The 25,183-nt window shown below is 71.5% G+C and carries 24 protein-coding genes; 9 read left to right on the top strand and 15 right to left on the bottom strand.

Going from position 1 to position 25,183, the window contains the following annotated elements; all coding sequences use genetic code 11:
* The first annotated feature begins 48 nt into the window (after positions 1–48).
* Positions 49–747 carry a haloacid dehalogenase type II gene (locus ACFV9W_RS03865; RefSeq protein WP_385755288.1) on the top strand — a complete coding sequence of 233 codons (699 nt, stop codon included), beginning with the start codon at positions 49–51 and terminating at the stop codon, positions 745–747.
* A 14-nt stretch (positions 748–761) separates the two neighbouring features.
* Here the strand turns inward: ACFV9W_RS03865 and ACFV9W_RS03870 are convergent, their stop codons facing one another.
* Positions 762–1,610 carry an alpha/beta fold hydrolase gene (locus ACFV9W_RS03870; RefSeq protein ID WP_385755290.1) on the bottom strand — a complete coding sequence of 283 codons (849 nt, stop codon included), beginning with the start codon at positions 1,608–1,610 and terminating at the stop codon, positions 762–764.
* 98 nt (positions 1,611–1,708) lie between these two features.
* Here ACFV9W_RS03870 and ACFV9W_RS03875 point away from each other — a divergent pair, with 98 nt between their 5' ends.
* Positions 1,709–2,962 carry an amidohydrolase gene (locus ACFV9W_RS03875; RefSeq protein ID WP_385755292.1) on the top strand — a complete coding sequence of 418 codons (1,254 nt, stop codon included), beginning with the start codon at positions 1,709–1,711 and terminating at the stop codon, positions 2,960–2,962.
* Between the two features lie 50 nt (positions 2,963–3,012).
* Here ACFV9W_RS03875 and ACFV9W_RS03880 read toward each other — a convergent pair whose 3' ends face one another.
* Positions 3,013–3,549: a DinB family protein gene (locus ACFV9W_RS03880; protein ID WP_385755294.1), complete on the bottom strand. Its 537-nt coding sequence runs from the start codon at positions 3,547–3,549 to the stop codon at positions 3,013–3,015.
* Between the two features lie 187 nt (positions 3,550–3,736).
* Positions 3,737–5,221: a glycosyltransferase gene (locus ACFV9W_RS03885; protein WP_385755295.1), complete on the bottom strand. Its 1,485-nt coding sequence runs from the start codon at positions 5,219–5,221 to the stop codon at positions 3,737–3,739.
* Positions 5,222–5,451: 230 nt separating this feature from the next.
* Between ACFV9W_RS03885 and ACFV9W_RS03890 the strand changes: the two genes are divergently transcribed.
* Entirely contained in the window at positions 5,452–6,933 is a 1,482-nt protein-coding gene (locus tag ACFV9W_RS03890; protein ID WP_385755297.1) for a DUF6056 family protein, read from the top strand.
* 1 nt (position 6,934) lies between these two features.
* Here ACFV9W_RS03890 and ACFV9W_RS03895 read toward each other — a convergent pair whose 3' ends face one another.
* The 5 genes from ACFV9W_RS03895 to ACFV9W_RS03915 form a co-directional block, all read right to left on the bottom strand.
* Positions 6,935–7,753: an HpcH/HpaI aldolase/citrate lyase family protein gene (locus ACFV9W_RS03895; protein ID WP_385755299.1), complete on the bottom strand. Its 819-nt coding sequence runs from the start codon at positions 7,751–7,753 to the stop codon at positions 6,935–6,937.
* A complete protein-coding gene (locus ACFV9W_RS03900) occupies positions 7,750–8,634 on the bottom strand; it encodes a hypothetical protein (RefSeq protein ID WP_385755300.1) in 885 nt (294 codons plus the stop codon). The genes ACFV9W_RS03895 and ACFV9W_RS03900 overlap by 4 nt, the downstream gene beginning before the upstream one ends.
* A gap of 32 nt (positions 8,635–8,666) precedes the next feature.
* Complete coding sequence (locus ACFV9W_RS03905) at positions 8,667–10,025, bottom strand: MFS transporter (RefSeq protein WP_385755302.1); 1,359 nt, start codon at positions 10,023–10,025, stop codon at positions 8,667–8,669.
* 159 nt (positions 10,026–10,184) lie between these two features.
* A complete protein-coding gene (locus tag ACFV9W_RS03910; protein WP_385755303.1) occupies positions 10,185–11,000 on the bottom strand; it encodes an alpha/beta fold hydrolase in 816 nt (271 codons plus the stop codon).
* A 16-nt stretch (positions 11,001–11,016) separates the two neighbouring features.
* Positions 11,017–11,973, bottom strand: coding sequence for a LysR family transcriptional regulator (locus ACFV9W_RS03915; RefSeq protein ID WP_385755305.1), 957 nt, complete (start codon positions 11,971–11,973; stop codon positions 11,017–11,019).
* A gap of 168 nt (positions 11,974–12,141) precedes the next feature.
* Between ACFV9W_RS03915 and ACFV9W_RS03920 the strand changes: the two genes are divergently transcribed.
* Both ACFV9W_RS03920 and ACFV9W_RS03925 read left to right on the top strand, forming a co-directional pair.
* Positions 12,142–13,356 carry a CaiB/BaiF CoA transferase family protein gene (locus tag ACFV9W_RS03920; RefSeq protein ID WP_385755306.1) on the top strand — a complete coding sequence of 405 codons (1,215 nt, stop codon included), beginning with the start codon at positions 12,142–12,144 and terminating at the stop codon, positions 13,354–13,356.
* A gap of 59 nt (positions 13,357–13,415) precedes the next feature.
* Positions 13,416–14,585, top strand: coding sequence for an acyl-CoA dehydrogenase family protein (locus ACFV9W_RS03925; protein WP_385755308.1), 1,170 nt, complete (start codon positions 13,416–13,418; stop codon positions 14,583–14,585).
* Here ACFV9W_RS03925 and ACFV9W_RS03930 read toward each other — a convergent pair.
* Positions 14,560–14,937 carry a recombinase family protein gene (locus ACFV9W_RS03930; RefSeq protein WP_385755310.1) on the bottom strand — a complete coding sequence of 126 codons (378 nt, stop codon included), beginning with the start codon at positions 14,935–14,937 and terminating at the stop codon, positions 14,560–14,562. The genes ACFV9W_RS03925 and ACFV9W_RS03930 overlap by 26 nt on opposite strands.
* A gap of 83 nt (positions 14,938–15,020) precedes the next feature.
* Positions 15,021–15,461 (bottom strand): ATP-binding protein, encoded by a 441-nt coding sequence (locus ACFV9W_RS03935; protein WP_385755524.1) that lies wholly within the window; start codon positions 15,459–15,461, stop codon positions 15,021–15,023.
* A 301-nt stretch (positions 15,462–15,762) separates the two neighbouring features.
* On the opposite strand from ACFV9W_RS03935, the gene ACFV9W_RS03940 reads away from it, so the two are divergent.
* The 3 genes from ACFV9W_RS03940 (at position 15,763) to ACFV9W_RS03950 (ending at position 17,784) form a co-directional block, all read left to right on the top strand.
* Positions 15,763–16,632 (top strand): helix-turn-helix domain-containing protein, encoded by an 870-nt coding sequence (locus ACFV9W_RS03940; RefSeq protein WP_385755312.1) that lies wholly within the window; start codon positions 15,763–15,765, stop codon positions 16,630–16,632.
* Positions 16,629–16,886, top strand: a complete 258-nt coding sequence (locus ACFV9W_RS03945; protein WP_385755314.1) for a DUF397 domain-containing protein — start codon at positions 16,629–16,631, stop codon at positions 16,884–16,886. Before ACFV9W_RS03940 ends, ACFV9W_RS03945 begins: the two co-directional genes overlap by 4 nt.
* A gap of 82 nt (positions 16,887–16,968) precedes the next feature.
* Positions 16,969–17,784, top strand: a complete 816-nt coding sequence (locus ACFV9W_RS03950) for an SAM-dependent methyltransferase (RefSeq protein ID WP_385755316.1) — start codon at positions 16,969–16,971, stop codon at positions 17,782–17,784.
* Between the two features lie 25 nt (positions 17,785–17,809).
* Here ACFV9W_RS03950 and ACFV9W_RS03955 read toward each other — a convergent pair whose 3' ends face one another.
* The 3 genes from ACFV9W_RS03955 to ACFV9W_RS03965 form a co-directional block, all read right to left on the bottom strand.
* A complete protein-coding gene (locus tag ACFV9W_RS03955; RefSeq protein WP_385755318.1) occupies positions 17,810–19,045 on the bottom strand; it encodes a hypothetical protein in 1,236 nt (411 codons plus the stop codon).
* A 202-nt stretch (positions 19,046–19,247) separates the two neighbouring features.
* On the bottom strand, positions 19,248–20,957 hold the full coding sequence (locus ACFV9W_RS03960) for a SulP family inorganic anion transporter (protein WP_385755319.1): 1,710 nt from the start codon (positions 20,955–20,957) through the stop codon (positions 19,248–19,250).
* A gap of 42 nt (positions 20,958–20,999) precedes the next feature.
* A complete protein-coding gene (locus ACFV9W_RS03965) occupies positions 21,000–22,814 on the bottom strand; it encodes an alkyl/aryl-sulfatase (RefSeq protein WP_385755321.1) in 1,815 nt (604 codons plus the stop codon).
* A 274-nt stretch (positions 22,815–23,088) separates the two neighbouring features.
* Here ACFV9W_RS03965 and ACFV9W_RS03970 point away from each other — a divergent pair, with 274 nt between their 5' ends.
* A complete protein-coding gene (locus ACFV9W_RS03970; RefSeq protein WP_385755323.1) occupies positions 23,089–23,781 on the top strand; it encodes a DUF899 domain-containing protein in 693 nt (230 codons plus the stop codon).
* Positions 23,782–23,783: 2 nt separating this feature from the next.
* Here ACFV9W_RS03970 and ACFV9W_RS03975 read toward each other — a convergent pair whose 3' ends face one another.
* Together ACFV9W_RS03975 and ACFV9W_RS03980 are read right to left on the bottom strand one after the other, a co-directional pair.
* Complete coding sequence (locus tag ACFV9W_RS03975; RefSeq protein WP_385755325.1) at positions 23,784–24,005, bottom strand: hypothetical protein; 222 nt, start codon at positions 24,003–24,005, stop codon at positions 23,784–23,786.
* A 167-nt stretch (positions 24,006–24,172) separates the two neighbouring features.
* Positions 24,173–25,054, bottom strand: coding sequence for a universal stress protein (locus ACFV9W_RS03980; RefSeq protein ID WP_385755327.1), 882 nt, complete (start codon positions 25,052–25,054; stop codon positions 24,173–24,175).
* Between the last annotated feature and the right edge of the window lie 129 nt (positions 25,055–25,183).

Below are 25,183 nucleotides of genomic sequence, written 5' to 3' on the forward strand. Positions count from 1 at the left end.
GTTGGATCAATGGCCGGCAGCACACCCCCGCCCTCCGGGAGACACCTCATGTCCGAGCTCAAGCCATCGCCCGATATCGACGCCCTCGTGTTCGACGTGCTGGGAACGCTCGTCGACGAACCCGCCGGAATCCGTGCCGGGATTCGTCAACTCGCCCCGGGCCTCGACGACTTCACCGTCGAGAAGCTTCTCGCGCTGTGGCAGCAGCACATCGAGCGCGAGCAGCGGCGCGTATGCGAGGGTGACCGGGCCTACGCCGCCAGCGACGTCATCGACCTGGAGGCCGCGCGGCTCGTCGCGGACGCCGCCGGGGTCGAGGACGCGGCCGCGGTCGCCGAGTTGGGCCTGGCGGGGCGCAGGCTTCCGCCGTGGCCGGACACGGTGGCGGGGCTGGCCCGGCTCGCCGAGCGGTTCCCGTTGATGGGGCTGTCCAACGCGAGCCGGACGGCGCTGCTCGGCCTCAACGCCCACGCGGGTCTGCGCTGGCACCAGGCGCTGTCCGCCGAGGACGCCCGGGCGTACAAGCCGGACCCGGCGGTCTACCGGCTGGCCGTCGACGTGTCCGGGCGACCGCCGGAGCGGCTGCTGATGGTCGCCACCCACGCCTGGGACCTGCGCGCGGCCCAGGCCCTGGGGCTGCGTACCGCCTACGTCGCCCGCCCCGTCGGCGACCCGCCCGCGGCCTCCGACCGGTTCGACTTCCACGCCGCCGATCTGGCGGATCTCGCGGCGCAAATCGGGGCGTGAAAGGCAGGGACGTCTCAGGTGTGCGGCAAGAAGTCGGCGATCTCCGCCGCCACCGCGTCGGGTACGAGTGACGGCGCGAAGTGCATCTGCCCCGGGAACGACGTGTACGTGACCTTGGGCAGGGCCGCCGCGAGGCGGTCGAGGGTCGCCGGCATCGGGTCCCAGGTGTCGGCGCCCCGCATCAGCAGGGTCGGGACGGTGATGTCGGACCAGCGGTCCACGTCCGCCGAGTCCGCGATCAGCGATTCGAGGTCGCCGCACCAGCCCTGTGCCTCCTCGGGGTCGCTCTCACTCCCGCTCTCGCTGGGCTCTGCGGTCTCTGCGGGCTCCATCAGGTCCAGGAGCGCCGCCGGGACACGGGCCACCCTCTCCGCCAGCAGCCGGTCGGCACGCCGCTGATCGCCCTTCGCGGTCAGCTTCTGGAACTCCGCCAGTACGGGAGCCAGTTCGGCGCCCGCCGCGTACAGCGGCGGCTCCCACAGCACCAGCGAGCGCACCGGCAGGCCGGCCGCCGCCGCGTGCAGGGCGACGTTCGCGCCGTAGGACATGCCGGCCAGGTGCACGGGGCGGCCGATCGTGGCGATGAGTGCCGCGAGGTCCGCCACCTCGTCGGCGAAGTGCTTGGGCGAGCGGGCCGGTCCGCTCGGGGCGTGGCCGCGCCGCGCGGGCAGCCACACCTCGTAGCGGTCGGCGAGGCGTTCGGCCACGGGCTGCCAGGAGTGCAGCCCGCCGCCGGAGCCGTGGACCATGACGACCGGTGGGCCGGAGCCGAACCGGCGGTGAGCGATGGCCGTCCCGTCCGTGGACTCGACCGATGTGACAGGCCCGAAGACGGACTCGGGTGACTCGAACTCGCGCGACATGCCCGGACCCTCGCACGCCGCGCCGGAACCGGGCCACTCATTTTTGCCTCTCCCTTGGGTGACACTGAACCGACCATACGCAGCAGAGAGGTTGGATCATGACGCACGCGGTTGTCGCAGGCCTTGACGGAATCAGGGACGATCTGGCCGACCTCTACCGGGACCTCCACGAGCACCCGGAGCTGTCACTTCAGGAAACACGATCGGCCGATGTGCTCGCGCGGCGGCTGCGGGCCGCCGGTGTCGACGAGGTCGTCGAAGGTGTCGGCACGACCGGCGTGGTCGGCGTGGTGCGCAACGGCGAGGGACCCGTCGTCATGCTGCGCGCCGACTTCGACGCGCTGCCGGTGGAGGAGAAGACCGGGCTGCCCTACGCCAGCGTCGCCCGCGCGGTGGACCGCGAGGGCAAGGACGTGCCGGTCATGCACGCGTGCGGGCACGACATGCACGCGGCCTGCCTGGTCGGGGCGGCGACCCTGCTGGCCGGGGCGCGCGAGCAGTGGCGCGGCACGCTGCTGCTGGTGTTCCAGCCCGCTGAGGAACTCGGGTGCGGCGCCCGCGGCATGGTCGACGACGGGCTGTTCGAGCGGTTCCCCGCCCCGGAGGTCGTGCTGGGCCAGCATGTGGGGCCGCTGCCCGCCGGGTTCATCGGCCACGGCAGCGGACCGGTGATGGCCGCCTCCGACTCCCTCGATGTCACCCTGCACGGTCGCGGCGGGCACGGATCACGTCCGGAGGCCGCCATCGACCCGGTGCTGATGGCCGCCCACGTGGTGACCCGGCTGCAAGGTGTCGTCGCCCGCGAGGTGCCTCCGTCGGAGACTGCGGTCGTCACGGTGGGCCGCATGCAGGCCGGCACCAAGGACAACATCATTCCCGACGACGCCGAGCTGGGCATCAACATCCGCTCCACGACGGCCGCCACCCGCGAGCTCCTCCGCTCGGCGACCGAGCGGGTCGTCCGTGCCGAGGCCGCGGCAGGGGGCGCCACGCGCGATCCCGACCTCGCCTGGACCGGGAGCGTGCCCGCCCTGGTCAGCGACCCGGACGCCACCGCCACCACGCTGGCCGCGTTCGTCGGCCACTTCGGCGAGCAGTGCATCATCCCGATGCCGCCGGTCAACGCCAGTGAGGACGTTGGTGTGTTCGGCGAGGCGATCGGAGTGCCGACCGTCTTCTGGTTCTGGGGCGGCCTCGACACCGACACCGTCCTGGCCGCGCTGGGGGCCGGCAAGCTCGACGACCTGCCGGCCAACCACTCCCCGCACTTCGCCCCCGAGATCGAACCGACCCTGAGCACGGGCGTGGAGGCGCTCACGGTCGCGGCGCTGACGTGGCTGGGCACGCCGTGACACGTACGCCTCGGTAGTAGCCCTCGTGGCAGTACGCCTCGCCAGTGCGCTCAGTAGTAGCCCTTCGACCCGTCGATCAGCTCCCGCACGATGTCCGCGTGCCCCGCGTGCCGGCCGGTCTCCTCGATGAGGTGGATCAGCATCCAGCGCAGGTCGACCTTTCCGGCGCCGTATTTGGGGTGGCGGCCGGTGTCGTCGAGGGAGGCCGCGGCCACGATCTCGTTGCTGCGGGCGCACTGGGACTCGTAGTCGATCAGCAGTTGTTCGAGAGGGATGCCGTCGGTGCGCCAGTCGGCGTCCTCGTCGCCGGACTCGTCGGACTCGTCGGACTCGTCGAAGGACGGGTTCACCGACTCGTCGCCGCCGAGGAACAGCACTTCCAGCCAGGTGTGTTCGACCCAGCGCATGTGCCTGACGAGTCCGGCCATCGTCATCGCCGGGGAGGTCGGGACGACGCTGCGGCGCGCGTCCTCGTCGCTCAGTCCTTCGCACTTCCATCGCAGGATCTGGCGCTGGAGGTCCAGCCATCCGACGAGTGCCGTGCGCTCGTCGGCCTGGAACGGCGGGCGTTCGAGTGAAGGGGCCATGCCCAGGGACGCTAGCGTGCGCGCCGCCCCGCCGCCTTCGGGTTTTCGGACGACGACACCGACCGCACGTGTGTGTAACACCCAATGGCCGATTGGCGCTGTCACCGAGAGGGGCTCCTCGGCAGTCGGCGGCCGAGGGGCCCTTTCCGTGCGTCACCGGCCGCCAGGCATCCCGGCCGGTGACGTCTCACAGACTCTGGTGCTGCTTCTGCCTCAGCACGTCCGCCGAACTCCCGCTCACCGGTGCCCAGTCAGTCTCCCGATCCGGGGTGTGCGCGGTGCCTGATGTGATGGCCCAGCGGGCGATCACGAACGAGAGGGGTGTGGCGAGGACTCCCGCGATCAGCGCCGTGATGTCCTTGCCCATCCCCAGGGAGTGCACGCCGAGGAAGAGGAGCGCACCGCTGAAGACCATGTTCACGAGGCTCGACAGCGGGAAGCGGATGAAGGCCCGCCAGGTCGGCCGCGTGCGGCAGGTGATGCGACTGTTCAGCAGGAAGGAGCCGACGACACTGACCGAGAACCCGATGACGTGCGCGATCAGATACGGGATCCACCGGTTCAGCGACACGTACACGGCCATGTAGACGGCCGTGTTCACGATGCCGATCAGCCCGAAGACGACGAACTGCCGAAAGGTGCCACGAGCGCCCTGTCCGTGAACCGGTTCCTTCGGGCGCACGATCGCGTCCACGGTGAGTCGGGGTTCCGTTCCGGGGGCGGGCACGGTGGCGCCGCGCTGTGCGCTCGCCTCGGTCTCGCGCACCACATAGGGCGGCCGCTGTTTCGTCTCGCCGTAGATCCGGCCGACGTATTCGCCGATGACGCCGAGCGTGGCGAGCTGGATTCCACCCAGGGCCGCAATGGCGATCAGCAGCGTGGCGAATCCGGGAACGTCCACTCCGTGAATGACGACATCGGTGACGATCCAGAGCGCATAGGCGAATGCCGCGAGAGCAAGACCGAGGCCCGCATAGATGACCAGGCGCAACGGGCGGCTGTTGAAGGAGATCAGCCCGTCGATCCCGTAGTTGAGAAGGCGCCGGCCACCCCATTTCGACCGCCCCGCGGCGCGATTGACATTGTGATAGGTAAAACTGACGGTGTCGAAGCCGATCCAGGAGAAGATTCCCTTGGAGAACCGGTTGGCCTCCGGCAGCGCGAGCACCGCGTCGACCGCGCGGCGCGACAGCAGCCGGAAGTCGCCCTCGCCGTCGACGACATCGACGTCCATGCAGCGCCCCATGGCCTGGTAGTACGCCGAGCTGACGGTTCTGCGCAGCAGCCCCTCGCCGGAGCGGTCCCGGCGGGCGACGACCTGGTCGTAGCCGTGCCGGCGCAGTTCCAGCATCCGGTGCAGGAGCCCCGGCGGGTGCTGCAGGTCGGCGTCCATGAGGGCGACGGCCGCGCCGCGCGACATCCGAAGGCCCGCCAGCATCGCCGCCTCCTTGCCGAAGTTGCGGCTGAAGGACGTGTAGCGGACCCGCTCGTCCGCGGCGGCCAGATCGCGCAACCGGGCGCGCGTGGTGTCGCGGCTGCCGTCGTCGACGTAACAGATCTCGAAGGAGCGCCCCGTGTCCTCCAGGACTTCCATCAACGCACGGTGAAATGTGTTGATCACTTCTTCCTCGTTGAAGCACGGCACAACAACCGAGATCTGACACATTTCCATTCGCTACCCCAGCAGGCGTGAGTCCACGATTTCCGACTACGGCCACCACCATGACGCATCAGGTCAAGACAACGGTAAGAAGGCTCGGCCGAACGCGCCGGGAGCCACCCGCACCGCGCTATCTTTCGATCGGGCCGACCGGCGGAACCGAACGTCGGCACACTGCAAACCGTATTTTCGTGTCGCACGGAATTCCTTCCCGGCGGCACCGACCGAAAAGGGGGCGGCCTGTGGTGCACGCACCGGAGACGGCTGTTCGAGACCAGCGCACCGAAGTCGATCCGCAGCCGCGGAGGACATGGTGGCGGACGGCTGCACCCCTGGGGCTGCTCTCACTCCTGCCGCTCGCCGTTCTCGGCCACGCCGCGTGGAACGCCCGCCTCGTGCGTCCCGGCGGCGACGACTGGTGCTTCCTGCCGGTGGTCCAGGACGGCGGACTGTCCGCGATGGTGGGGAAGTTCTACCTCCACGACAACGGACGGGTCGTCAACGCCGTTGCGGTGTGGGCGTATGCGCGGTTCGGCGAGGCGGGCCAGCAGTGGTTCGCGCCGGTCTCCGCTGTGCTCGTCCTCGCGCTGTTGTGGGCCTTCGCCGTCGCCGTGCTGCACACCGCGCGGTTGCGGGTTCCCCGGGGTGTGCCGCTGCTGGCGGCGTCGATGGTGACGGCCCTGTTCCTCTTCGGGTCGCCGAACACCTACAAGACGTTCTACTGGCCGGCCGCCTCCGTCTCGCACACCCTGCCCCCGGTGTTCGCCTGCGCGGCGGCCGTCCCGGTGCTGCGCGCGGCGTCGCGGCGGGGCAAGCTCCTCGCGCTCGGCACCGTCGTCCTCGCGGGGGTGTCGATGGGAATGCTCTCGGAGGAGACGACCGTCGTCGCGGCGACCGTCCTGGGGTTCGCGCTGCTGATCAGCGGCCGGGTCTTCCCGGCGGTGCGCCGCCGGTTCCTGCGGCTGTGCTGCACGGCCGGTATCGGGAGTCTCGTCCTCGGCACACTGATCCTGTACACGTCCCCCGGCGCCTCGCGACGGCGCGAGCGCAAGAACGCGTCGACGATGCTCACCCCCGAGTCACTGCTCGGCGCCCTGCACGGGTTCGTCGAGATCACTGCCACGGTGCTCACGACGTGGTGGTACCTGGGGGCCGTCGTCGCGGGCGTCATCCTGGGCGTGGTGACTCCCGGCCTTCGGGACCGTGCCTCCCTCGCGAAGACGTACGTTCCGGTGCTCGCGGCCGGTGTCGGCGCGCTGCTCGTCTCGGGCTACGTGTGCACGGTCATCACGTACCCCGTCTTCAAGCACCATGTGGTGTCTTCGACCCGGCTGTGGAACGACTACCTGCTGCTGTACCTGCTGCTCCTCGTCGCCGTCGGCGCGCTCGCCGGGCACGCCGCGCGGCTTCGGGTGCGGCAACCGGCACCGACACCCGTCCTGGCCGTCGCCGGAGTGCTCTACGCCGTCGTGTGCGTCGCCCTCACGATTTCGCTCGCGGGCCTCGGCTCCACCATGCAGACGCACGCCCGGGACTGGGACCGCCAGGACCGCTGGATGAACGCGCAGGCCGCGGCCGGTGCCCGCACGCTGCCGTACAAGCGGCTGCCGCAGAGCAGGATGACCGAGCCGTTCCGCCATGGCGGGAAGGCGAAGTGGCCCGCTTCGTGCATCGCCACCTACTACGGCGTCGAACACATCAAGCAGGCTCACAAGCTGCCGTGACTCAGCCCGCCCGGTCCGCCTGGGCCAGCAGGCGGCGGGCCCGGTCCAGGACCGGCTTGTCGACCATCTGGCCGTCGACCGTGGTGACCGCGTCGCCCGCGGCGAGTACGGAGCGCGCCCAGGCCAGTTCGGACTCGCTGGGCGCGAATCCCGCTGCCACGGGGGCGAGTTGGGCCGGGTGGACGCACAGCTTGCCCGCGAAACCGAGGCGGCGGCCGTGCGTGACATCGGCGGTGAGGGCGTCCGTGTCCCGTACGGCGGTGGTGACGCCGTCGAGCGGAGGGCACAGGCCCACGGCGGCCGAGGCGAGCACCACCTGGGAGCGGGCGTGGGTCAGCGCGAGGTGGTCGTCGTGCGCGACCCCGAGGTCGGCCGCGAGGTCCACATTGCCGAAGGCGAGGCGCACCACACTCGCCGCCTCGGCCACCTCGTGGGCGCGCAGCACCCCGCGCGCCGTCTCGATCAGGGCGATGAGGGGGCAGCGTCCGGCCGTTCGCGCCGCGAGCTCCGAAAGGGCCGCCGGGTCCGCGGACTTGGGGACCATCACCGGGCAGCCGTGTTCCGCCGCGACCGCGAGGTCGGCCTCGGCCCAGGGGGTGCCGGGGGCGTTGATCCGCACGACCGGCCGGTGCCCCGCGGCCAGCCAGGCGGCGACGTGTGTACGCGCCTCGTCCTTGCCGGCCGGGGCGACGGCGTCCTCCAGATCGATGATGACGAGGTCGGCGCCGGAGGCGTGCGCCTTGGCGTAGCGGTCGGGGCGGTCGCCGGGCACGAAGAGGAGGGTGCGCGCGGCGGCGATCACGTCGAGGGCATCGGTCATGCGAAGGTCACCTCCGCGGAGGCGTGCCGCGCCTCACGGTGGGTGGCGACACCGAGCCGGGCGCCCCGCCCCTCGTCCGCGGGTGTCCCGGTGGCCAGCAGGTGTTCCCCGGCGAAGGCGGGCCGGTGCAGCCGGTAGGAGAGCGAACTCACCTGTCGTTCGGGCGAGTTGCGGCGTACGAGGTCCAGCATCAGCAGTGCGAGCAGCGGGCCGTGCACGACGAGGCCGGGGTAGCCCTCGACGTCGCGGCAGTACGGGGTGTCGTAGTGGATGCGGTGCGCGTTGGCGGTCAGTGCGCTGACCCGGAACAGCAGGCGCTCGTCGGGCTGGGCCCGCAGCTGCCAGGTGTCCTCGGTGTGCGGGAGGGCCGTGGTGTCGACCGTGGTGGGGTGGGCCGCCGCCGCGCTGCGTCCGGAGCGGTAGACGATGTCCTGTTCCTCGACGAGGCGGGTGCGGCCCGCCTGGCGGAACTCGCGGCGTTCGGTGACGAAGAGGAGTTCGCCGCTGCGGCCGCTCTTGGGAGTGACGGAGGCGAGGCTGCACACACGTTCGGCGGGTTCGCCGAGGCGCAGCGGCTCCTCGACGTGCACGCGGCCACCGGCGAACATGCGCTGCCGGTCGGGGATCGGGGGCAGGAAGCGGGCGTCGGCGAGGTGTCCGTCGGGGCCGAGTTCGCGCTGGGCGGGCCACTCCAGGAAGTACAGCCACTGCCACAGCGGGGGCAGCCGGTCGCCCGCCTTCGCGGCCGGTTCGGGCAGGTCGAGGACGGCCGAGAGGGCGGCGGCGGGGCCCGGCGGCAGGGCGTCCTCGTCGGTGGTCGCGGAGGGCGCCCAGGACTCCACGTAGGAGGCGAGGGACGGGGTGGAGGCGGCGGGTGCCATGGGGGTGCTTGCCTTCCGTCGAGGGGTGGGTGTCACGCGGGGGTGGTGGCGTCGGGCTTGGCGGGGGCCACCGTTGAGCCCTGCTCGGTCTCCAGCTGGGAGTCGCGGGACGGTTCGCGCACGAGGAGCGTGGCCAGGAGTGTGAGGCCGACGCAGCCGGTCACGTACCAGAAGAACACGGTCTCGTGCCCGTTCTGCTTGAGGGCGAGGGCGACCGGTTCGGTCAGCCCGCCGAAGGTCGCGGTGACGAGGGCGTGCGGGAGGCCGACGCCCAGGGCGCGCACCTTCGTGGGGAACATCTCGGCCTTGACGATGGCGGCGAGCGCCGAGTACCCGGTGACGAACGCGAGGGCGAGAGTCATCAGGAGGAAGGCCACCCACGGGTTGCTGGTGTGTCCGAGGAAGGTCATCACCGGGACCGTGAGCACCATGCAGCCGATGGAGAAGCCGAACATGACGGGGCGGCGGCCCACCCGGTCGGACAGCGCGCCGACCAGCGGCTGCAGCAGCATGTACACGAACAGGGCCGCGAACCCGATGACCGTGACGGTCGACTTGGGGATGCCCGCGGTGTTCACGAGGTACTTCTGCAGGTACGTGGTGTACGTGTAGAAGGCGACGGTGCCGCCGATGGCGAGGCCGAAGACGGCGAGGAGCTGGCGCGGGTACTCCTTGAACAGGGCGACGAGGCCCTTGCGTTCGCCGTCGGTGGCGCGAGCGCGCTCCTTCTGGAAGTGCTCGGACTCCTCCATGGTGCGCCGCAGGTACATGACGGTCAGGCCGGCCACCGCCCCGATGACGAACGGGATGCGCCAGCCCCAGTTCGCCAGTTGGGCCTCGGTGAGCACGTTCTGCAGGACGATCGCGACGAGCAGTGCGGAGAGCTGGCCGAGCACGATGGACACGTACTGGAAGCTGGAGTAGAAGCCGCGCCGCCCGGGCGGTGCCACCTCGGAGAGGTAGGAGGCGCTGGAGCCGAACTCGCCGCCCACCGAAAGGCCCTGGGCCAGGCGTGCCACCACGAGGAGGGCGGGCGCCCACAGGCCGATGACGTCATGCCCCGGCGACAGGGCGATAACGAGCGATCCGGCGCTCATCAGGAGCACGGAGAGGGTCAGCGCCTGCCTGCGGCCGAACCGGTCCGCGTAGCCACCCAGCAGCCAGCCGCCGAGCGGGCGCATCAGGAATCCGACCGCGAACACGACGGCGGTGGACAGGAGTTGGGCGGTCTGGCTGCCCTCAGGGAAGAACACCGGCGCGAAGTAGACACTGAAGGTGGCGTAGGCGAACCAGTCGTACCACTCGATGAGGTTGCCCAGGCAGCCGCGCACGACGTTCGCGGTGACGCGGGAGGGTGGTCTTGTGGCGGGTGTCCTGCTCGTCCGTGGCATCCGTGGCGTCTCCGTACTCAGTGCTCGATCGGCGTTGGTCGGGCGGCTCAAAACGCCACTCATCATGAGCGCTGATGTGGGATGCGGAACAATAGAATTCGGTGATGCGTCCATGCGTCGCGGGCATGGACGCCGGACATGTCTCCCCCGCGCCTCGCCCTACAGCGGCGCCCCCTTGAGGAACCTGACGACCGCCGTCCCCGCCTCGGCCCGGCACTCCTCGAAGTAGGCGTGGCGCGCGCCGGGGAACATCAACGTCATGGCGTCGGGGATGCGGGAGGCGAGCAGCGGCACGTTGTCGGGCGGGGTGAGCCGGTCCTGGTCGCCGTGGAGGATGAGCGTGGGCGCCATGATGTACGGCAGCGCGTCCCAGGCGTCGTGCCCGCTGCTGGCACGCAGGTGGCCGCGGCGGGCGTGCGGCGGCATCGAGGGATCGCCCAGCGTGTTGTACGGGCCGGGGTGGGATGCGCGCCAGGCGGGGGTGTACATGAGGTCGGTCAGTGCCTCCTCGGCGGCGCCCGGTTCGGTGCGGGCGAGGGCGTGGCGCACCTCGGCGTCACGCTCCACGGCGTGGGGGCCGCCGGGTGAGGTGCAGCCGAGGACGAGCCGCCGGATCCGCCCGGGGTGGCGCGCGGCGGCCCACTGCGCGACGCGCCCGCCCATGGAGGTGCCGTACAGGTCGGCGCGCTCGATGCCCAGGGCGTCGAGCACGGTGATCACGTCGTCCGCGAACTGCCAGGTCGCGTAGCCGTCCATGGCCTCGGGCCGGCCGCTGGCGCCCGTGCCCCGGTAGTCGACGGTGATCGTGCGGCGGGCCGGATGGAAGTCGTCGCGCACCGTGTCCCACCAGTGGTGGCTGTTGGCCTGCCCTGCGAGGAGGACGAGCGGGTGTCCGGTGCCGCGTGTCTGGTAGGCGAGGGTCGTGCCGTCGGGGGCCGTGGTGGTGCCTTCTTCGGTGTACACGTTCTCGATCATCCCCTGGATCTTCTTCTCACTCAGCCGTTCCGCCCTCGTCCTCCGTCTCGGGGAGCCGCGCAGAAGGCCATCCGCCGCTTTCCACGGCCGCGTTCACCTGGCGTACCAGCTCCCGCGCGACGACGTTCACCGCGGGTGGAGTGCGGCCGGTGCGGGGTGTGCCCAGGACGATGGAGCGCCAGGCGGCGGGCTCGCACAGGGGCGCGGCGCTGAGCGTGCCCGCGGCGACGTCCTCGGCGAGTCCCACGCCGGGCAGCACGGTCCAGCCGTGTCCGGCTCGTGCGAGTTGCTTCTGTACGGGCATCGAGTTGGTCTGCGCCGCCACCTCGATGCGGGCCCCCGCACGGGCCGCCGCCGACTCGATGAGGGCCCGCAGCGCGTGCCCGGACGTCGGCATCACCAGGGGGCGCGCCGCCGCCTCCGCGAACGGGACGGGCTTGTCGGCGCGGAGCCCGGCCTCCGGCGGCGCGGCCACCCACAGCCGCTCGCGCACCAGTGGGCGTACGTTCAGGGAGGGTGCGCTGCCGAGGTTGTAGAGCAGCGACAGGTCGAGGTCGCCGTCGTCGAGCCACTGCTGGAGGTGGCCCGAGTAGGCGGTCATCACGCGCAGTTGCACACCGGGGTGGGCCTCGCGCATGGCTGTCACCAGGGGTTCGGCGAGCAGTTCGAGCGTGCTCTCCAGCAGGCCGACGGTGACGATGCCGGACACCTCGCCGGGCGTGGGCCGCACCTCCGCGCGGGCCCGCTCCAGCTCGTGCAGCGCACGCCGGGCCCGCTCGACCACGGCCGCCCCGGCCTCGGTGGTGCGCATGCCCTGCCGGGTCCGTTCGAAGAGGGGGACGCCCAATTCCTCCTCAAGGGTGCGGATCTGGCGGGTCACGGCGGGCTGCACCAGGTGCAGGACCGTCGCGGCCCGCGTCACGCTGCCCACTTCGGCCACCGTCACCAGTGCCTTGAGCTGCTTGATGTCCATCGCGCTCCGCCCCTCGCCCCGCCATCCGCGCCGCGCATGGCGGCATCACGATTTGCTATTTCACGGGCATTGCCATGAAGACCCATGATGTTAGTCGTCATGGGGAGGCCGCCCGCCGGCCGCCCCGGGCAACGCACTCGACCACCCCCTGCTCCTGGAGGCCACCGCATGACCGGGACGACCGACCGTGCCGCCCCGCCGCCGACGCACCCGCTGTCCGGGATCACCGTCGTCAGCCTCGAACAGGCCGTGGCCGCGCCGTACGCCACCCGGCAGCTGGCCGACCTCGGCGCCCGCGTCATCAAGGTGGAGCGGCCCGACGGCGGCGACTTCGCCCGGCACTACGACACCACGGTGCACGGCGAGTCGAGCTATTTCGTCTGGCTGAACCGCGGCAAGGAGTCGCTCACCCTGGACGTGAAGTCCCCGGCGGGGCGCGGCATCCTCGACGAACTCCTCGCGGACGCCGATGTGTTCGTGCAGAACCTCGGGCCCGGCGCCGCCGCCCGCCTGGGCCTGGACGCCGCGACGCTGACCGCGAGGCACCCACGCCTGATCCCGTGCACCGTGTCCGGCTACGGCACCGACGGACCATGGGCCGACCGCAAGGCGTACGACATGCTGGTGCAGTGCCAGACCGGCCTGGTCTCGCTCACCGGCACGGCGGAGGAGACCGCGCGGGCCGGTGTGTCGATCGCCGACATCGCCGCCGGGATGTACGCCTACAGCGGCATCCTCACCGCCCTGTTCACCCGCGCCACCACCGGCGTCGCGCACGCCGTGGAGGTGTCACTGTTCGAGGCACTGGCCGAGTGGATGGGCCAGCCCGCCAACTACACCCGCTACGGCGGGACCCAGCCGCCTCGCATCGGCACCCAGCACGCCACCATCGCCCCGTACGGCGCCTACCCGGCGCGCGACGGCAAGCGGATCCTGATCTCCGTACAGAACGAGCGCGAGTGGCGCGCCCTGTGCGAACAGTTCCTGAAGCGGCCCGAGTTGGCCGCCGACCCGCGCTTCGCCACCGGCTCCGCCCGCGTCGCCCACCGCGAGGAGCTGAACGCCGTCATCGCCGAGCGCTTTCTGGCGTGCGACGGCGCCGACGCCGCCGAGGTGCTCGACGCGGCGGGCATCGCGAACGCGGGCGTCAACGACGTCGCCGAGTTCCTCGACCACCCGGTGCTCGCGGGCCGCGGGCGCTGGCACGAGGTCGGCACGCCCGGCGGCCCCGTCCAGGCGCTGCGGCCCCCGGCCGACCTGGCCGGAATCGACCCCCGGATGGACCCGGTGCCCGCCCTCGGCGAGCACACCGAACGGCTCCTGGCGGAGCGCGGACGCACCGCCGAACAGATCGCGGGCCTGCGCGCGGCGGGCGCGATCTGACACCCCGCTCCCCCTCCCCCGGACATCGCGACACGACAGCAAGCAGAGGAGAACGCCCCGTGAGCACCCTGGACGCCCTGGAAAGCGACGAGCGGTTCGTCGTCGAGACCGTGCACGACTTCGTCGACAAGCACGTCAAGCCGGTCGCACAGGAGTTGGAGCACTCCAACACCTACCCGGAAGCCCTCATCGAACAGATGAAGGAGATGGGCATCTACGGGCTCGCCGTCCCGGAGGAGTTCGGCGGCACCCCGGTCTCGATGCCCGCGTACGTCCTGATCACCGAGGAGCTCGCGCGCGGCTGGATGAGCCTCGCGGGCGCCATGGGCGGCCACACCGTCGTCGCCAAACTGCTCACGCTCTACGGCACCGAGGAGCAGAAGGCGGCGTATCTGCCCCGCATGGCGACCGGCGAGCTGCGGGCGACGATGGCGCTCACCGAGCCGGGCGGCGGCAGCGACCTCCAGGCGATGCGCACCTCGGCCCGCCGCCAGGAGGACGGCACGTATGTCGTCAACGGCTCCAAGACGTGGATCACCAACTCCCGCCGCTCCGGGCTCATCGCGCTGCTGTGCAAGACCGATCCGGACGCGACGCCCACCCACCGGGGCATCTCGATCCTGCTGGTCGAGCACGGCCCCGGCCTCACCGTCTCCCGCGACCTGCCCAAGCTGGGCTACAAGGGGGTCGAGAGCTGCGAGCTGTCCTTCGACGGGTACGTCGCCGCCGCCGGCAGTGTCCTCGGCGGGACGGAGGGCAAGGGGTTCGGGCAGATGATGAAGGGCCTGGAGACCGGCCGTCTGCAGGTCGCCTCGCGCGCCCTCGGCGTCGGCCGGGCCGCCCTCGAGGACTCGCTCGCGTACGCGCAGGAGCGGGAGTCGTTCGGCAAGCCGATCTGGCAGCACCAGGCGATCGGCCACTACCTCGCCGACATGGCCACCAAGCTCACCGCGGCCCGCCAGCTGACCCTGCACGCGGCCCGGGAGTACGACGCGGGCCGGCGGGTCGACATGGAGGCGGGGATGGCGAAGCTGTACGCGTCCGAGGCGGCGATGGAGATCGCCCTCAACGCCGTCCGGATCCACGGCGGTTACGGCTACTCCACCGAGTACGACGTCGAACGCTACTTCCGCGACGCGCCGCTGATGATCGTCGGCGAGGGCACGAACGAGATCCAGCGGAACGTGATCGCGGCTCAGCTCGTCAAGCGAGGGGGCCTGGACTCGTGAGGGGCGCCCAGGTGTAGCGGACGCGCACACCGTGGTCCCGCAGCCAGCTGGTCTCTCTGTGCCGCAGTTCGTGCGCGGACTCCGGGGCGATGGCGCAGGGCCAGCGGACGAGGACCGCGGTGACGTCGCCGGTCTGCACCAGCTGTCGCACCCGCCGCCAGCCGGTGCGCCGGGCCGGGTCGGGCTCGCCGTAGGTGTCGGTGACGACCTCGGCGATCGTCAGTCCGCGTTCCTGGGCGAACGCGCGGCCCTCGGTCTGCGCGCACTGCGTGGCGGGCCCGGTCGCGTCCGGGGCCCGGTCGGCGCATACGTACAGAACGGCGGGTGTCGCGGTGTCGCAGTGGGGGGTCATGGGCGCCTCCTGTAATGGGATCAAGGAGAATGGATTCCTCGCCGCGCGAGGGTCGTGGGGCGAGCCGGCCGGTCTCCGTGGACTCAGGAGAAGGCCGTCAACTCGGCCCAGACGACCTTCCCTTCGGCCCGCGTCGAGCGCGCGGAGCCCCAGCGGTCGGCGAGCTGCTGGACGAGGAACAGGCCGCGCCCGCCCTCCTCGCCCGGCCCGGCACGGTACTCGGGCGGCCGCACCGGAGTGGTGCCTTCGTCGTGGAGTTCGATGCGCAGGCTGCGCTCGTCGTCGGTCAGCGTGAGGCCGCACAGGACCTGATCGCTCTCGGTGTGCAGCAGGGCGTTCGTGGTCAGCTCGGACACCAGCAGCACCGCGTCGCAACAGGTGTCGCCCGGCACCTCCCAGGACCTCAGCCGCTCGCGCACGGTGTCGCGGGCGGATCTCGCGCTCGTGCGCCGCGCGGGCAGTCCGAACCAGAACTGCCGGCCGGGCGAGGTGGTGGCTAAGGCGGGGGACGCAGCCGGGGCCAGGGGCGTGGGGAGTGTCACGAATGTCGCCTTCCAGTGCCTTCCGCGGGGCGGGCGCGGTGTGGGGGTGCGGGCTACAGCTCGAGCCGTGAGGGGCACGGGCCCAGCCGGGCATCGCGGCCCGCGACGGGGCCTGATGCCGCGTCAGAGACGTGACGTGACCGCTCACAGTGCAACTATGCGCGTGATCGCGTGCACGCTGCAACCGACTCCCTGATAATTTCAGCGAGCGGGGTATCACCCTGGCGTCATCATCAAGTCACTGCAAGAATGCTCTTGTTGATGAAACTTCAGGAGGTTGGGCGTGAGTGAGGCCCGTTCTGCTACGAGCGCGCCGACAGTGCTGCGCATGATCCTGGGCCGTCGGCTCCAGGACATGCGGCTGGCTGCCGGTGCCTCGCTGGAGGACGCGGCGAAGGCACTGCGCGTGAAGACGCTGACGATCCGGCGGCTGGAAAAGGCCGAGGTGGCGCTGAAGCCTCTCTATGTGGAGAAGCTCCTGGAGACCTTCGGCGCGGGCCGGCAGGAGATCGACGAGTTCGTCGACCTCGCCGAACAGGCCAACGAGCCGGGCTGGTGGCACTCCTACCGGGACGCCGTCCCCAGCTGGTTCACGGCCTACGTCAGCCTGGAGACCGACGCCAAGACCCTGCGCACCTACGAACCGCAGTACGTCACGGGCCTCTTGCAGACCCCCGACTACGCACGCGCGGTCCTGCGCGGCGGCCTGCCGAACGGCAGCGAGGAGGACCTCGAGCGCCGCGTGGCGCTGCGCTTGCGCCGCCAGAGCCTTCTGGAGAAGGAGGACGCCCCCACACTGTGGGTGGTCATGGAGGAGGCTGTCCTGCACAAGGAGGTGGGCAGCCCCGACGTGATGCGGGAGCAGATCGAGCGCCTCCTGGACGTGTCCGAGCTACCGCACATCAGCCTGGACATCGTGCCGTTCTCCGCGGGCGCGCATGTCGGGGCGTGCGCCCCGTTCACGTACTTCCGGTTCGAAGAACCCGAGCTGCCCGACATCGTCTACAGCGAACTCCTGTCCGCATCCGTCTATTTGGACCAGCGCGCGGACGTGGTCGCCCATCTTGAGGCGCATTCGCGCATGGCGCTGCTGACGTCGTCGGATGACAGCAGGGCGCTCTTGAACCGTATGCGCAAGGAGTACTCAACATGACGGTCGTCGAAGTCGAAGAGGGCGTCTACAACGGGATGCCGGCCCGCAACCTCGGGGAGCAGGGCTGGGAGCGCCCCTGGAGCGGGCCCAACGGCGGGCAGTGCGTCGAGACGAAGCTGCTGGCCGACGGCCGCGTGGCCGTGCGGCAGTCCACCGACCCGGCCGGGCCGGCGCTGATCTACACACCGGAGGAGATCGCCGCGTTCGTCCGTGGCGTGAAGCAGGGCATGGCCGATCACTTGGCCGCCGGTTGAGCCGGTGGCCTGCGGGAGGGGCGCCGACACCGCCGGCGTTCCCGGCCTGTGGACCGACAGTCACACCGATGAAAGGGAGCACATGACCACCAGGCAGTCCGGCCGGGACCTCGACACGAGCAAGGCCCACTCGGCCCGGATGTACGACTACTTCCTCGGTGGCAAGGACCACTTCGAGGTCGACAAGGAGGCGGCCATGGTCGCCGCCAAGGCCCACCCCGGCCTGCCTGTCACCGCCCGCGAGAACCGTGCGTTCATGCACCGGGCCACCCGCGTGCTCGCGCAGGAGCACGGCATCCGCCAGTGGCTCGACATCGGCACCGGCATCCCCACGGAGCCCAATCTCCACCAGGTCGCCCAGTCCCTCGTCCCCGAGGCCCGCGTCGTCTACGCCGACAACGACCCGCTGGTCCTCAAGTACGCCGAGCGCCTCATGCGCAGCACGACCCAGGGACGCACGGCCTACATCGAGGCCACGGTCACCGACCCCGAGACGCTGCTCGACGCCGTGCAGGACGCCGAGGTCCTGGACTTCACCAAGCCCATCGCGCTCTCGCTCAACGCGCTGATGCACTTCGTCACCGACCCGCACGACCCGTACGCGATCGTGCGCCGGCTGCTCGAGCCGCTCCCGCCGGGCAGCGCCCTCGCCATGAACCACTGCACGCCGGACTTCGACCCGGAGACGTGGAACGGGGTGGCGGAGGCGTACACCAACTCCGGGACGCCCGTGCAGTTCCGCTCGCACAGCGACGTCCGCCGCTTCTTCGACGGCCTCGACCTGATCGAGCCCGGCATCATCTGCTGCCACCGCTGGCGCCGCGACAACCCGGAGGACGGGACGGAGATCGCGGACGCCGAGATCAGCCTCCTCGCGGGCGTGGGCATCAAGCACTGAGCGGGCGCAGGCGGGACCGGGGCCCTCAGCCCCGCCTGCCCCTCAGGTACCGGCGGGCCAGCACCACGCCGCCCGCCACGACCACGAGGCCGCCGGCCGCGGCCGCACCGATGGCGATCGGGGAGGTCCCCACCCGGCCGTTGATGTCGGTCGCCAGTGCCGCGCTGTCGTTGTCGTTCGTGCGGTCGTACTTGCCGATGACACGGACCGTGCCGCGCGCACCGGGCACCTTGTCGTCGATGCGCAGGCGCACGGTCACGGTCGTGCGGGCGCCCTTGCGGCCGTCGATCTGCTCGAACGCCTCGCTGCCCAGGCCGCACCGCCACACGCGGGAGCCCTTCGCGGGGCGCTTGCACGCGTTGCTCATCGGGTCGCCGTCCACCGTGTAGGGCGTGCCGGTGATCGTGGTGCCCTCGGGCGGGACGATCTCGAAGCGGTCCGGGTTGACGCCGGGCAGCTTGCCGCCGTTGACGTTGCGCGCGCCGATGCGCACCGTTACGGTCTGGCCGACCTTGCCGCGGACGGGCCCCTCGACGACCGGCGCGTAGTCGACCTGCGCGGTGCCGTACACGATCAGTGCGCCCCAGGCGTCGCGGCTCTCCTTGATGTCACTGGTGGGAACGCGTTCGAGTGTCAGCTCCGGACCGCTTCCCCGGTGCGGGTAGGCGGCCTTGTCCCTTCCCCCGTAGAGCAGTTCATAGCGGACGCTCTCCGCGGGAATGCCCGCGTCCAGGTACCCGATCATCGGCTGGGCGATCCGCCAGGCGGTGTGCGGGGGCACGGGTGTGTCGAACTCGCACCAGGCGAGTTCGGTCCCCGCCAGCCCCGCGTCCGAGGCCTCGTCCTCGGTGTCGGGGTACCAGCAGTTGCGGTACTTCTGGTCCACCGTCAGATGACGGTTGTAGGCGTTCATCCGCAGCGCGAACTTCCCGACCGGCCGACCGCTCTCGTTGACGAAGCCCGGCCGGAGCTCGACCGGCTCGTCCGGCCCGGCCAGGCCGGGCACCCGCTCCGGGCCGGCCGGTGTCAGGTCGGGCGGCTGGATCTCCATCCGCATGTCCGCGCGTACGTCCGCGGTGTTGTCGGCGCGTGCGGTGAGGTGCACGTAGAGCCCGGACGCCTCGGGCACGTCGAGCGTGAGTTGGACCTGTTCCTGCGCGAGCCCCGGGACCGCCGCCCCGGTCATGGCCAGCAGGGCCCCTGACACCAGCACCGCGACCCGCGCCCCGAAGCGCCGCCGGTGCCCGCGCATTCGCCGCATGGCCACTCCCCCGCACTCGGCCCGTCACGGCCCCGTTGGTGGACGGGACCGTGAGGGCACCCTACGAGACACCCGCCGTGACACCGCGCCGGGTGGGCCGAGGCTGCCGGAGCGGGTGCGCCCCAGGGACACTCCTGGTACTCGGCGGAGCCGGAGCGGCTCGCGGGGCTGCTCGACGACTTCGATCCGGACTTCCCTGTCGTCACTCCGTAGCCGGGGCCGGCCCCTGTTCGCGCCGCCCCGCGATCCACTCCCGCCCCTGCGCCTCCGCCGTGGCCAGCGGTCCGAGCAGTTCGGGGGCGGCGGGGACGATGCCGAGGCGGTCGCTCAGGCCCGTCGACTTCAGGACCCGGACGAGAGAAGGCTGCGCGCCCGCGAGGATCAGGCGGCCGCCGGCCTTGTCGAGGGAGCGGGCGTAGCGGTCGAGGAGTTTGATGACGGCGGAGGACGGGACGTCGGGGAGGGTACGGACGACGAGGACGAGGACCGCGTCGCGGGCCCCGTCGGGCGACGGCAGCTCGCCCTCGATCCGCGGGAGTTCGGCGAAGAAGGAGGTGCCCGCGTAGTCGAGGACCGTGACCTCGCCCGCGGGCAGCCGCTTCGGGGGCGTTGCGGTGTGCCAGGTGCCGTCCGGCGTGCGGGTCAGGGCGATGAGTTTCGCCTGGCGGGCGGCCTGGGCGCAGTACAGGAGCAGGGACAGGACCGCGCCGATGACGATGGCCTGCTGGAGCGGGAGCTGGGTGGTGGCCAGGAAGGTCAGGATCATCGCGGCCGACGACATCCAGGAGGTGCGCAGCACGAGTGCGATGTCGCGGCGCTTGCCCCAGATCAGTTCGCCGCCGACCACCAGGATCAGGCCGCCGATGACCGGCATGGGGATGCGTTCGGCGAGCGAGCCACAGACCAGGACGACCAGGGCGAGGAAGACGCCGGAGATCACTCCGGCCCAGCGGGTGCGGGCGCCCGCGCTCACCGCGACGCCGGTCCGCGACATCGAACCGCCGCTGGGCAGCGCCTGGAAGAGGCCGCCGAGGACGTTGGCGTACCCCTGGGAGCGGAAGTCCGCGTTGACGTCGGAGCGGGAGCCGTCGGGGTTGGGCATGGACGGGGAGATGCCCGCCGCCTGCGCGAGGGCGACCAGGGCGACGGAGCAGGCGCCGGTGAGCAGGTCGGGGAGCGCCGACAGGTCGGGGGCGGAGAAGGTCGGCAGGGCGCCGGGGATGTGCGCGATGTCCCGCACCAGTTCGACGTCCGTGCCCGCCACGGCCACCCCGACACTGACGACGACCATCGCCACCAGCAGCGCCACCGACTCCAGTCGCCGCACCGCGCGTGTGGCCGCCCACACCGCGACGGTGACGGCGGCGACGAGGGTCGCCGCCCCCTTCCAGTCGCCGACGTGTGCCAGCCAGTCCCCCACCTGGTACAGCTTGTTGTGGCCCTGCGGGGTGTAACCGGTGGCGTCCTTGAGAACACCGACGATGATCTGCAGGGCGATCCCGGTGGCGAAGCCGGTCATGACGGCGTTCGACACGAAGCTCATCACGACTCCGAGCCGCAGCACCCCCATCAGCAGCATCACCACGCCGACTAGCACGGTCAGCATCGCGATGTTGCCCGCGCTCTTCGGGTCGAGCCCGGCATCCGACAGCACGCTCTGCGAGGTCAGGGCGATGGCGCTGGTGAGCGTCGTGACCATCAGGACCGTACGGGAGGTCAGCGAGCCGACGATCGCGGGCACGACGCCCGCGTACAGGCCCGCGACCGGATTGAAGCCGGCGATGGCCGCGTACGCCATGCCCTCCGGGATGGAGAACAGCCCGGTCACCGCGCCGCTGGCCGCGTCGGCGGAGCTGGGGCGGCCGAGTCCGCGCAGCCACTTCTTCGGACCGCCCTGCCGCTCGGTTCCCATCCGCCGCCCCTTCACCTTGTGCTGCCAGGATCGGTCGGTGCGTCAGGGCGTCACGATCGCGAAGTTCGGGTCCGGTTCGTCCAGGAGGCCGAAGAGGCGGGCCAGGGCCGTCGCGTCGCCCTGCTGGCCGATGCCGTCGAGGCCGTGGCCCGCCAGGATGCCGAGGAGTTGGGCCTTGGTGAGCGTCACCGTCAGGTCGGCCTCGGTGTCGCGGGGCTCGGGGAAGTGGACGAGCGCGCCGTTGGAGAGTTCCATGCGGTGCGTCTCCGCGAGGTCGATCACCTTCCACACGATGCTGAGCCGCACGTCCCAGGCGCGCGGGCCGTTGACGCGGATGGCGAGCGAGTCGAAGATCTGCGTCACCGAGAGGGCCGAGGCCATGCTCGACGCGAGCGCGATCGGGGTCTTCGGGGCGCCGTCCGTCAGCTCGTGCGCCCCTTCGAGGAAGAAGTTGCGCCACGTCGCGCATTCGGCGCCGTACCCGAGCCGGGTCAGTACGTCGGCGAGCAGTTCCTTGGCGCCGGCGTGACTGGGGGCGCCGAAGACGACGTGGGAGGCGAGTTCGGCGGCGAAGCGCAGATCGCCCTCGTCGGCGAAGGCCCGCGCCGCCTCGACGGCCCGGTCGGCGCCGCCGAGCGCGCGCACGTACCGCTCGCCCTGGGCCTGCGGCGGGTGCTGCCACAGATGGGCGGGGTTGCCGTCGAACCAGCCCATGTAGCGCTGGTAGATGGCCTTCACGTCGTGCGAGACGGAGCCGTAGTAGCCGCGCGTGTGCCAGGCCTTCTCCAGCTCGGGCGGGAGCTGCATCTCCTCGGCGATCTCGATGCCGGTGTGTCCGGAGTTCATCAGGCGCAGCGTCTGGTCGTGCAAGTAGCCGTACAGGTCGCGCTGTTGGCCGAGGAACTGCGCGATGCGGTCCGTGCCCCAGGTCGGCCAGTGGTGGGAGGCGTAGACGACCTCGGCCTCGTGGCCGAAGAGTTCGAGTGCCTCGTTGAGGTAGCGCGACCACATGCGGGCGTCGCGGACCTGGGCGCCGCGCAGGGTGAGCAGGTTGTGGAGGGTGTGGCAGGCGTTCTCCGCCATGCACAGGGCGCGGCGGTCGGGCAGGTAGAAGTTCATCTCCGCGGGCGCCTCGGTGCCCGGTGTCATCTGGAAGACGAACTTCACGCCGTCCAGGACCTCTTCCTGACCGGTCCTCGTGATCATCACGCTCGGCGGGATCAGGCCGACCGAGCCGGACGACGTGGCCATCCCGAGCCCCATGTTGACCTGCCCGGTGGGCCCGGCCGGTGTCCCGAAGGCGGAGAAGTACACGCCGCGCCGGATCATCGCGGTGCCCGCGTAGACGTTCTCGGAGACCGCGTGCTCCATGAAGTGCTCGGGTGCCACGACCGGCACGTCGGAGTCCGGGCTGATCACGCCCATCACGCCGCCGAAGTGGTCGAAGTGCGGGTGGGTGTAGATCACCGCGGTCACCGGCCGGTCGCCGCGGTGCGCGCGGTACAGGCCGAGCGCCGCGGCGGCCGTCTCGGCGGACACCAGCGGGTCCACGACGACGACGCCGCGCTCGCCCTCGATCAGCGACATGTTCGACAGGTCGAGGCCGCGCACCTGGTACACGCCTTCGGCGACCTCGTAGAGACCCTGGCGCGCGCAGAGCGCGGCCTGCCGCCACAGGCTGGGGTGGACGGTGTCCGCGGGCTCCGGGCGCTCCCTCAGGTACGCGAACGCGTCACTGTTCCAGACGGTCGCACCGTCGGCGTTCTTGACGACGCCGGGTTCCAGGGCCGCCACGAACCCTTTGTCGGCGTCCGCCGCGTCGCTTCCGTCGTCCGGGGGCAGATCGTGCGCGGGCATCGGGTCCCTCCTCAGGTACCGGGGCTCCGCACCGGCCACGGTCCCGCCCCTTGCGCGGGTCCCACCGCCACGGGCCCTGATGCCCCAGCCTCTGGCCGCGCCGGGGCCCGGACCATCGGGGCTGGGCCGAACGGGTGACGTCCGGCCGGACGGGCTCCCGGGGAATCGCGGCGGCCACCGATGAGTTTCCGCGCCCGCGGCGGTCCCCACCCACGTAAGGAAGTACGCGCGATACGCGCGGTCCGCGCACCGCACCTCACCGTCCGGAGGCACCATGTCCACCACCGGCAACGCCCTGCCGCCCGTCGTCGACCGCGCCACGTGGGAGAAGGAACTGGCGGCGCTGCGGGTCCGCGAGAAGGCCGCCACCCGGGAGCTCGACGCCATCGCGGCCCAGCGGCGCCGGCTGCCGATGGTCGAGATGCCCGACTACGTGCTGGAGGGCGCGGACGGCCCCGTGCGGCTCGCCGAAGTCTTCGGCGAGCACCCGCAGTTGATCGTCTACAACCACATGTGGCACGCGGGCGAGGAGTGGCAGTGCGGCGGCTGCACCGGCTTCACGTCCCAGTTCACCCGGCTCGCGGGCCTCGAGAAGTTCGACGCCCGCTTCGTGATCGTCACGCAGGGGCCCATCGACGAGGCGCTCGCGTACCGGCGCAAGGTCGGCAACACGATGACCTGGTACTCCACCGCGAACAGCCCGTTCGGCGCCGATGTCGGCGCACCGCCGAACGCGGGGTTCGCGGTCAATGTGTTCCTGCGCGACGGCGACACGGTGTACCGCACCTGGCACACCGACGGCCGCGGCACCGAGCAGCTGAGCTATCTGTTCGGCCTGGTCGACCTGCTGCCGTACGGCCGGCAGGAGGAGTGGCAGGACTCCCCCGCGGGTTGGCCCAAGTCACCGACGTACAGCCGGTGGGCGTCGCCGCAGGAGATCGCGGCGGCGTACGGCGAGCGCGGCTGAGGTCAGGCGTCCTCGACGCCGAGCACCCGGTTCACGGTCTGCTGGGCCTCGTAGAAGTCCTCGTCGGAGACGTCCGGGTCGTCCTCTGTCTGTTCGAGCCAGTCCGACATCTCGTCGGGCGACCAGCGGTCGAAGTCCTTGGGGATGTCGAGCGTCGTGGTGTTCATGCGCAGCCGCGCGACGGCTGTCGCTTCCTCGACGCTGATGGTGTTCACTTCGGTCATCGCGCCCCTCCCATCGGGTCTACGGGATCGGACCGGCGACCTTGCCAGACGCTCCCGGGCAGTGTCCAACCGCGACGTCACGGACAGTGAGCACAGCGGGCCAAATTCTGGCCCACAGTGCCCGGTTGACCTCCGCAAACCCGGCAGCGGCTCCGGCCACGGACTGCTCAGGCGTCGTCCTCGTGGCCGTCCCTGACGACGAGGACCGGGCAGTCCGCGTGCAGGAGCAGGGCCTGGCTGACCGAGCCCATGATCAGCCCCTTGAAGCCGCCCCGGCCGCGGGCGCCCACGACGATCAGCCCGGCCTCCTTGGAGGCCTCGATCAGGGTGGGGCGCACCCTGCCCTCCACCAGCCGCCGCTCCACGGAGATGTGCGGGTGGGCGACCAGGCCGGGGGCGAGCGCGTCGGTGAGGGTCTGGCCGGCCGCCTTGCGCAGCTCGCTGATGTTGGAGACGAGCGGGGTCAGGGCGCCGGGGCGGTCCGGGCCCTCGGCGGACCAGGTGTTCCAGACGTGCAGGGCCAGCAGACCGGTGCCGCGGCGCTCGGCCTCGCCGAACGCCGCCTCGACCGCGGCCTGCGCGTCACCCGACGAATCGACCGCGACGGCGACCAGGCCGCCCGCGTCGGCCCGGCCCCGCACGACGAGCACGGGACACTTGGCGTGCGCGGCCAGGTACACCGCGACCGAGCCGATCAGGAGCCCGGTGAAGGCCCCGAGGCCGCGGCTGCCGACGACGACCAGGTCCGCGTCCGCCGAGCGGACCGTCAGGATGGTCAGCGGCTCGCCCTTGACGACCTCGCCCTCGATGTCGGCGAGGTCGGGCTCGGCGGCGCGGGCGTGTTCGACGGCCGAGGCGACCACGGCGTCGGCCTGTCCGCGCAGCGCGTCCGCGGCCGCCGCGAATCCGGCGGCGCGCATCACCGGCCAGATGAAGGCGTGCACGATCCGCAGCCCGAGGCCGCGGGCCCGCGCCTCCCGGGCCGCGATCGCCACGGCTTCCAGGCTCGAATCGGATCCGTCGGCCCCGACCAGTACATGGCCTGCCATGCGCGCGCTCCCTGTCGTTCCCGGCACCGTCCGTGGCCGCCTGTGCGGCCCGCTTCAAGACTGACCCGGTCTGCCGGGCGGCGCACGGCGAGACCCGGGCGCCGGGCCGTCCCATCCCGCCGTCGACAG

Origin of the sequence: Streptomyces sp. NPDC059897 (assembly GCF_042730865.1) — a bacterium.
In the GTDB taxonomy this organism is placed as follows: domain Bacteria; phylum Actinomycetota; class Actinomycetes; order Streptomycetales; family Streptomycetaceae; genus Streptomyces.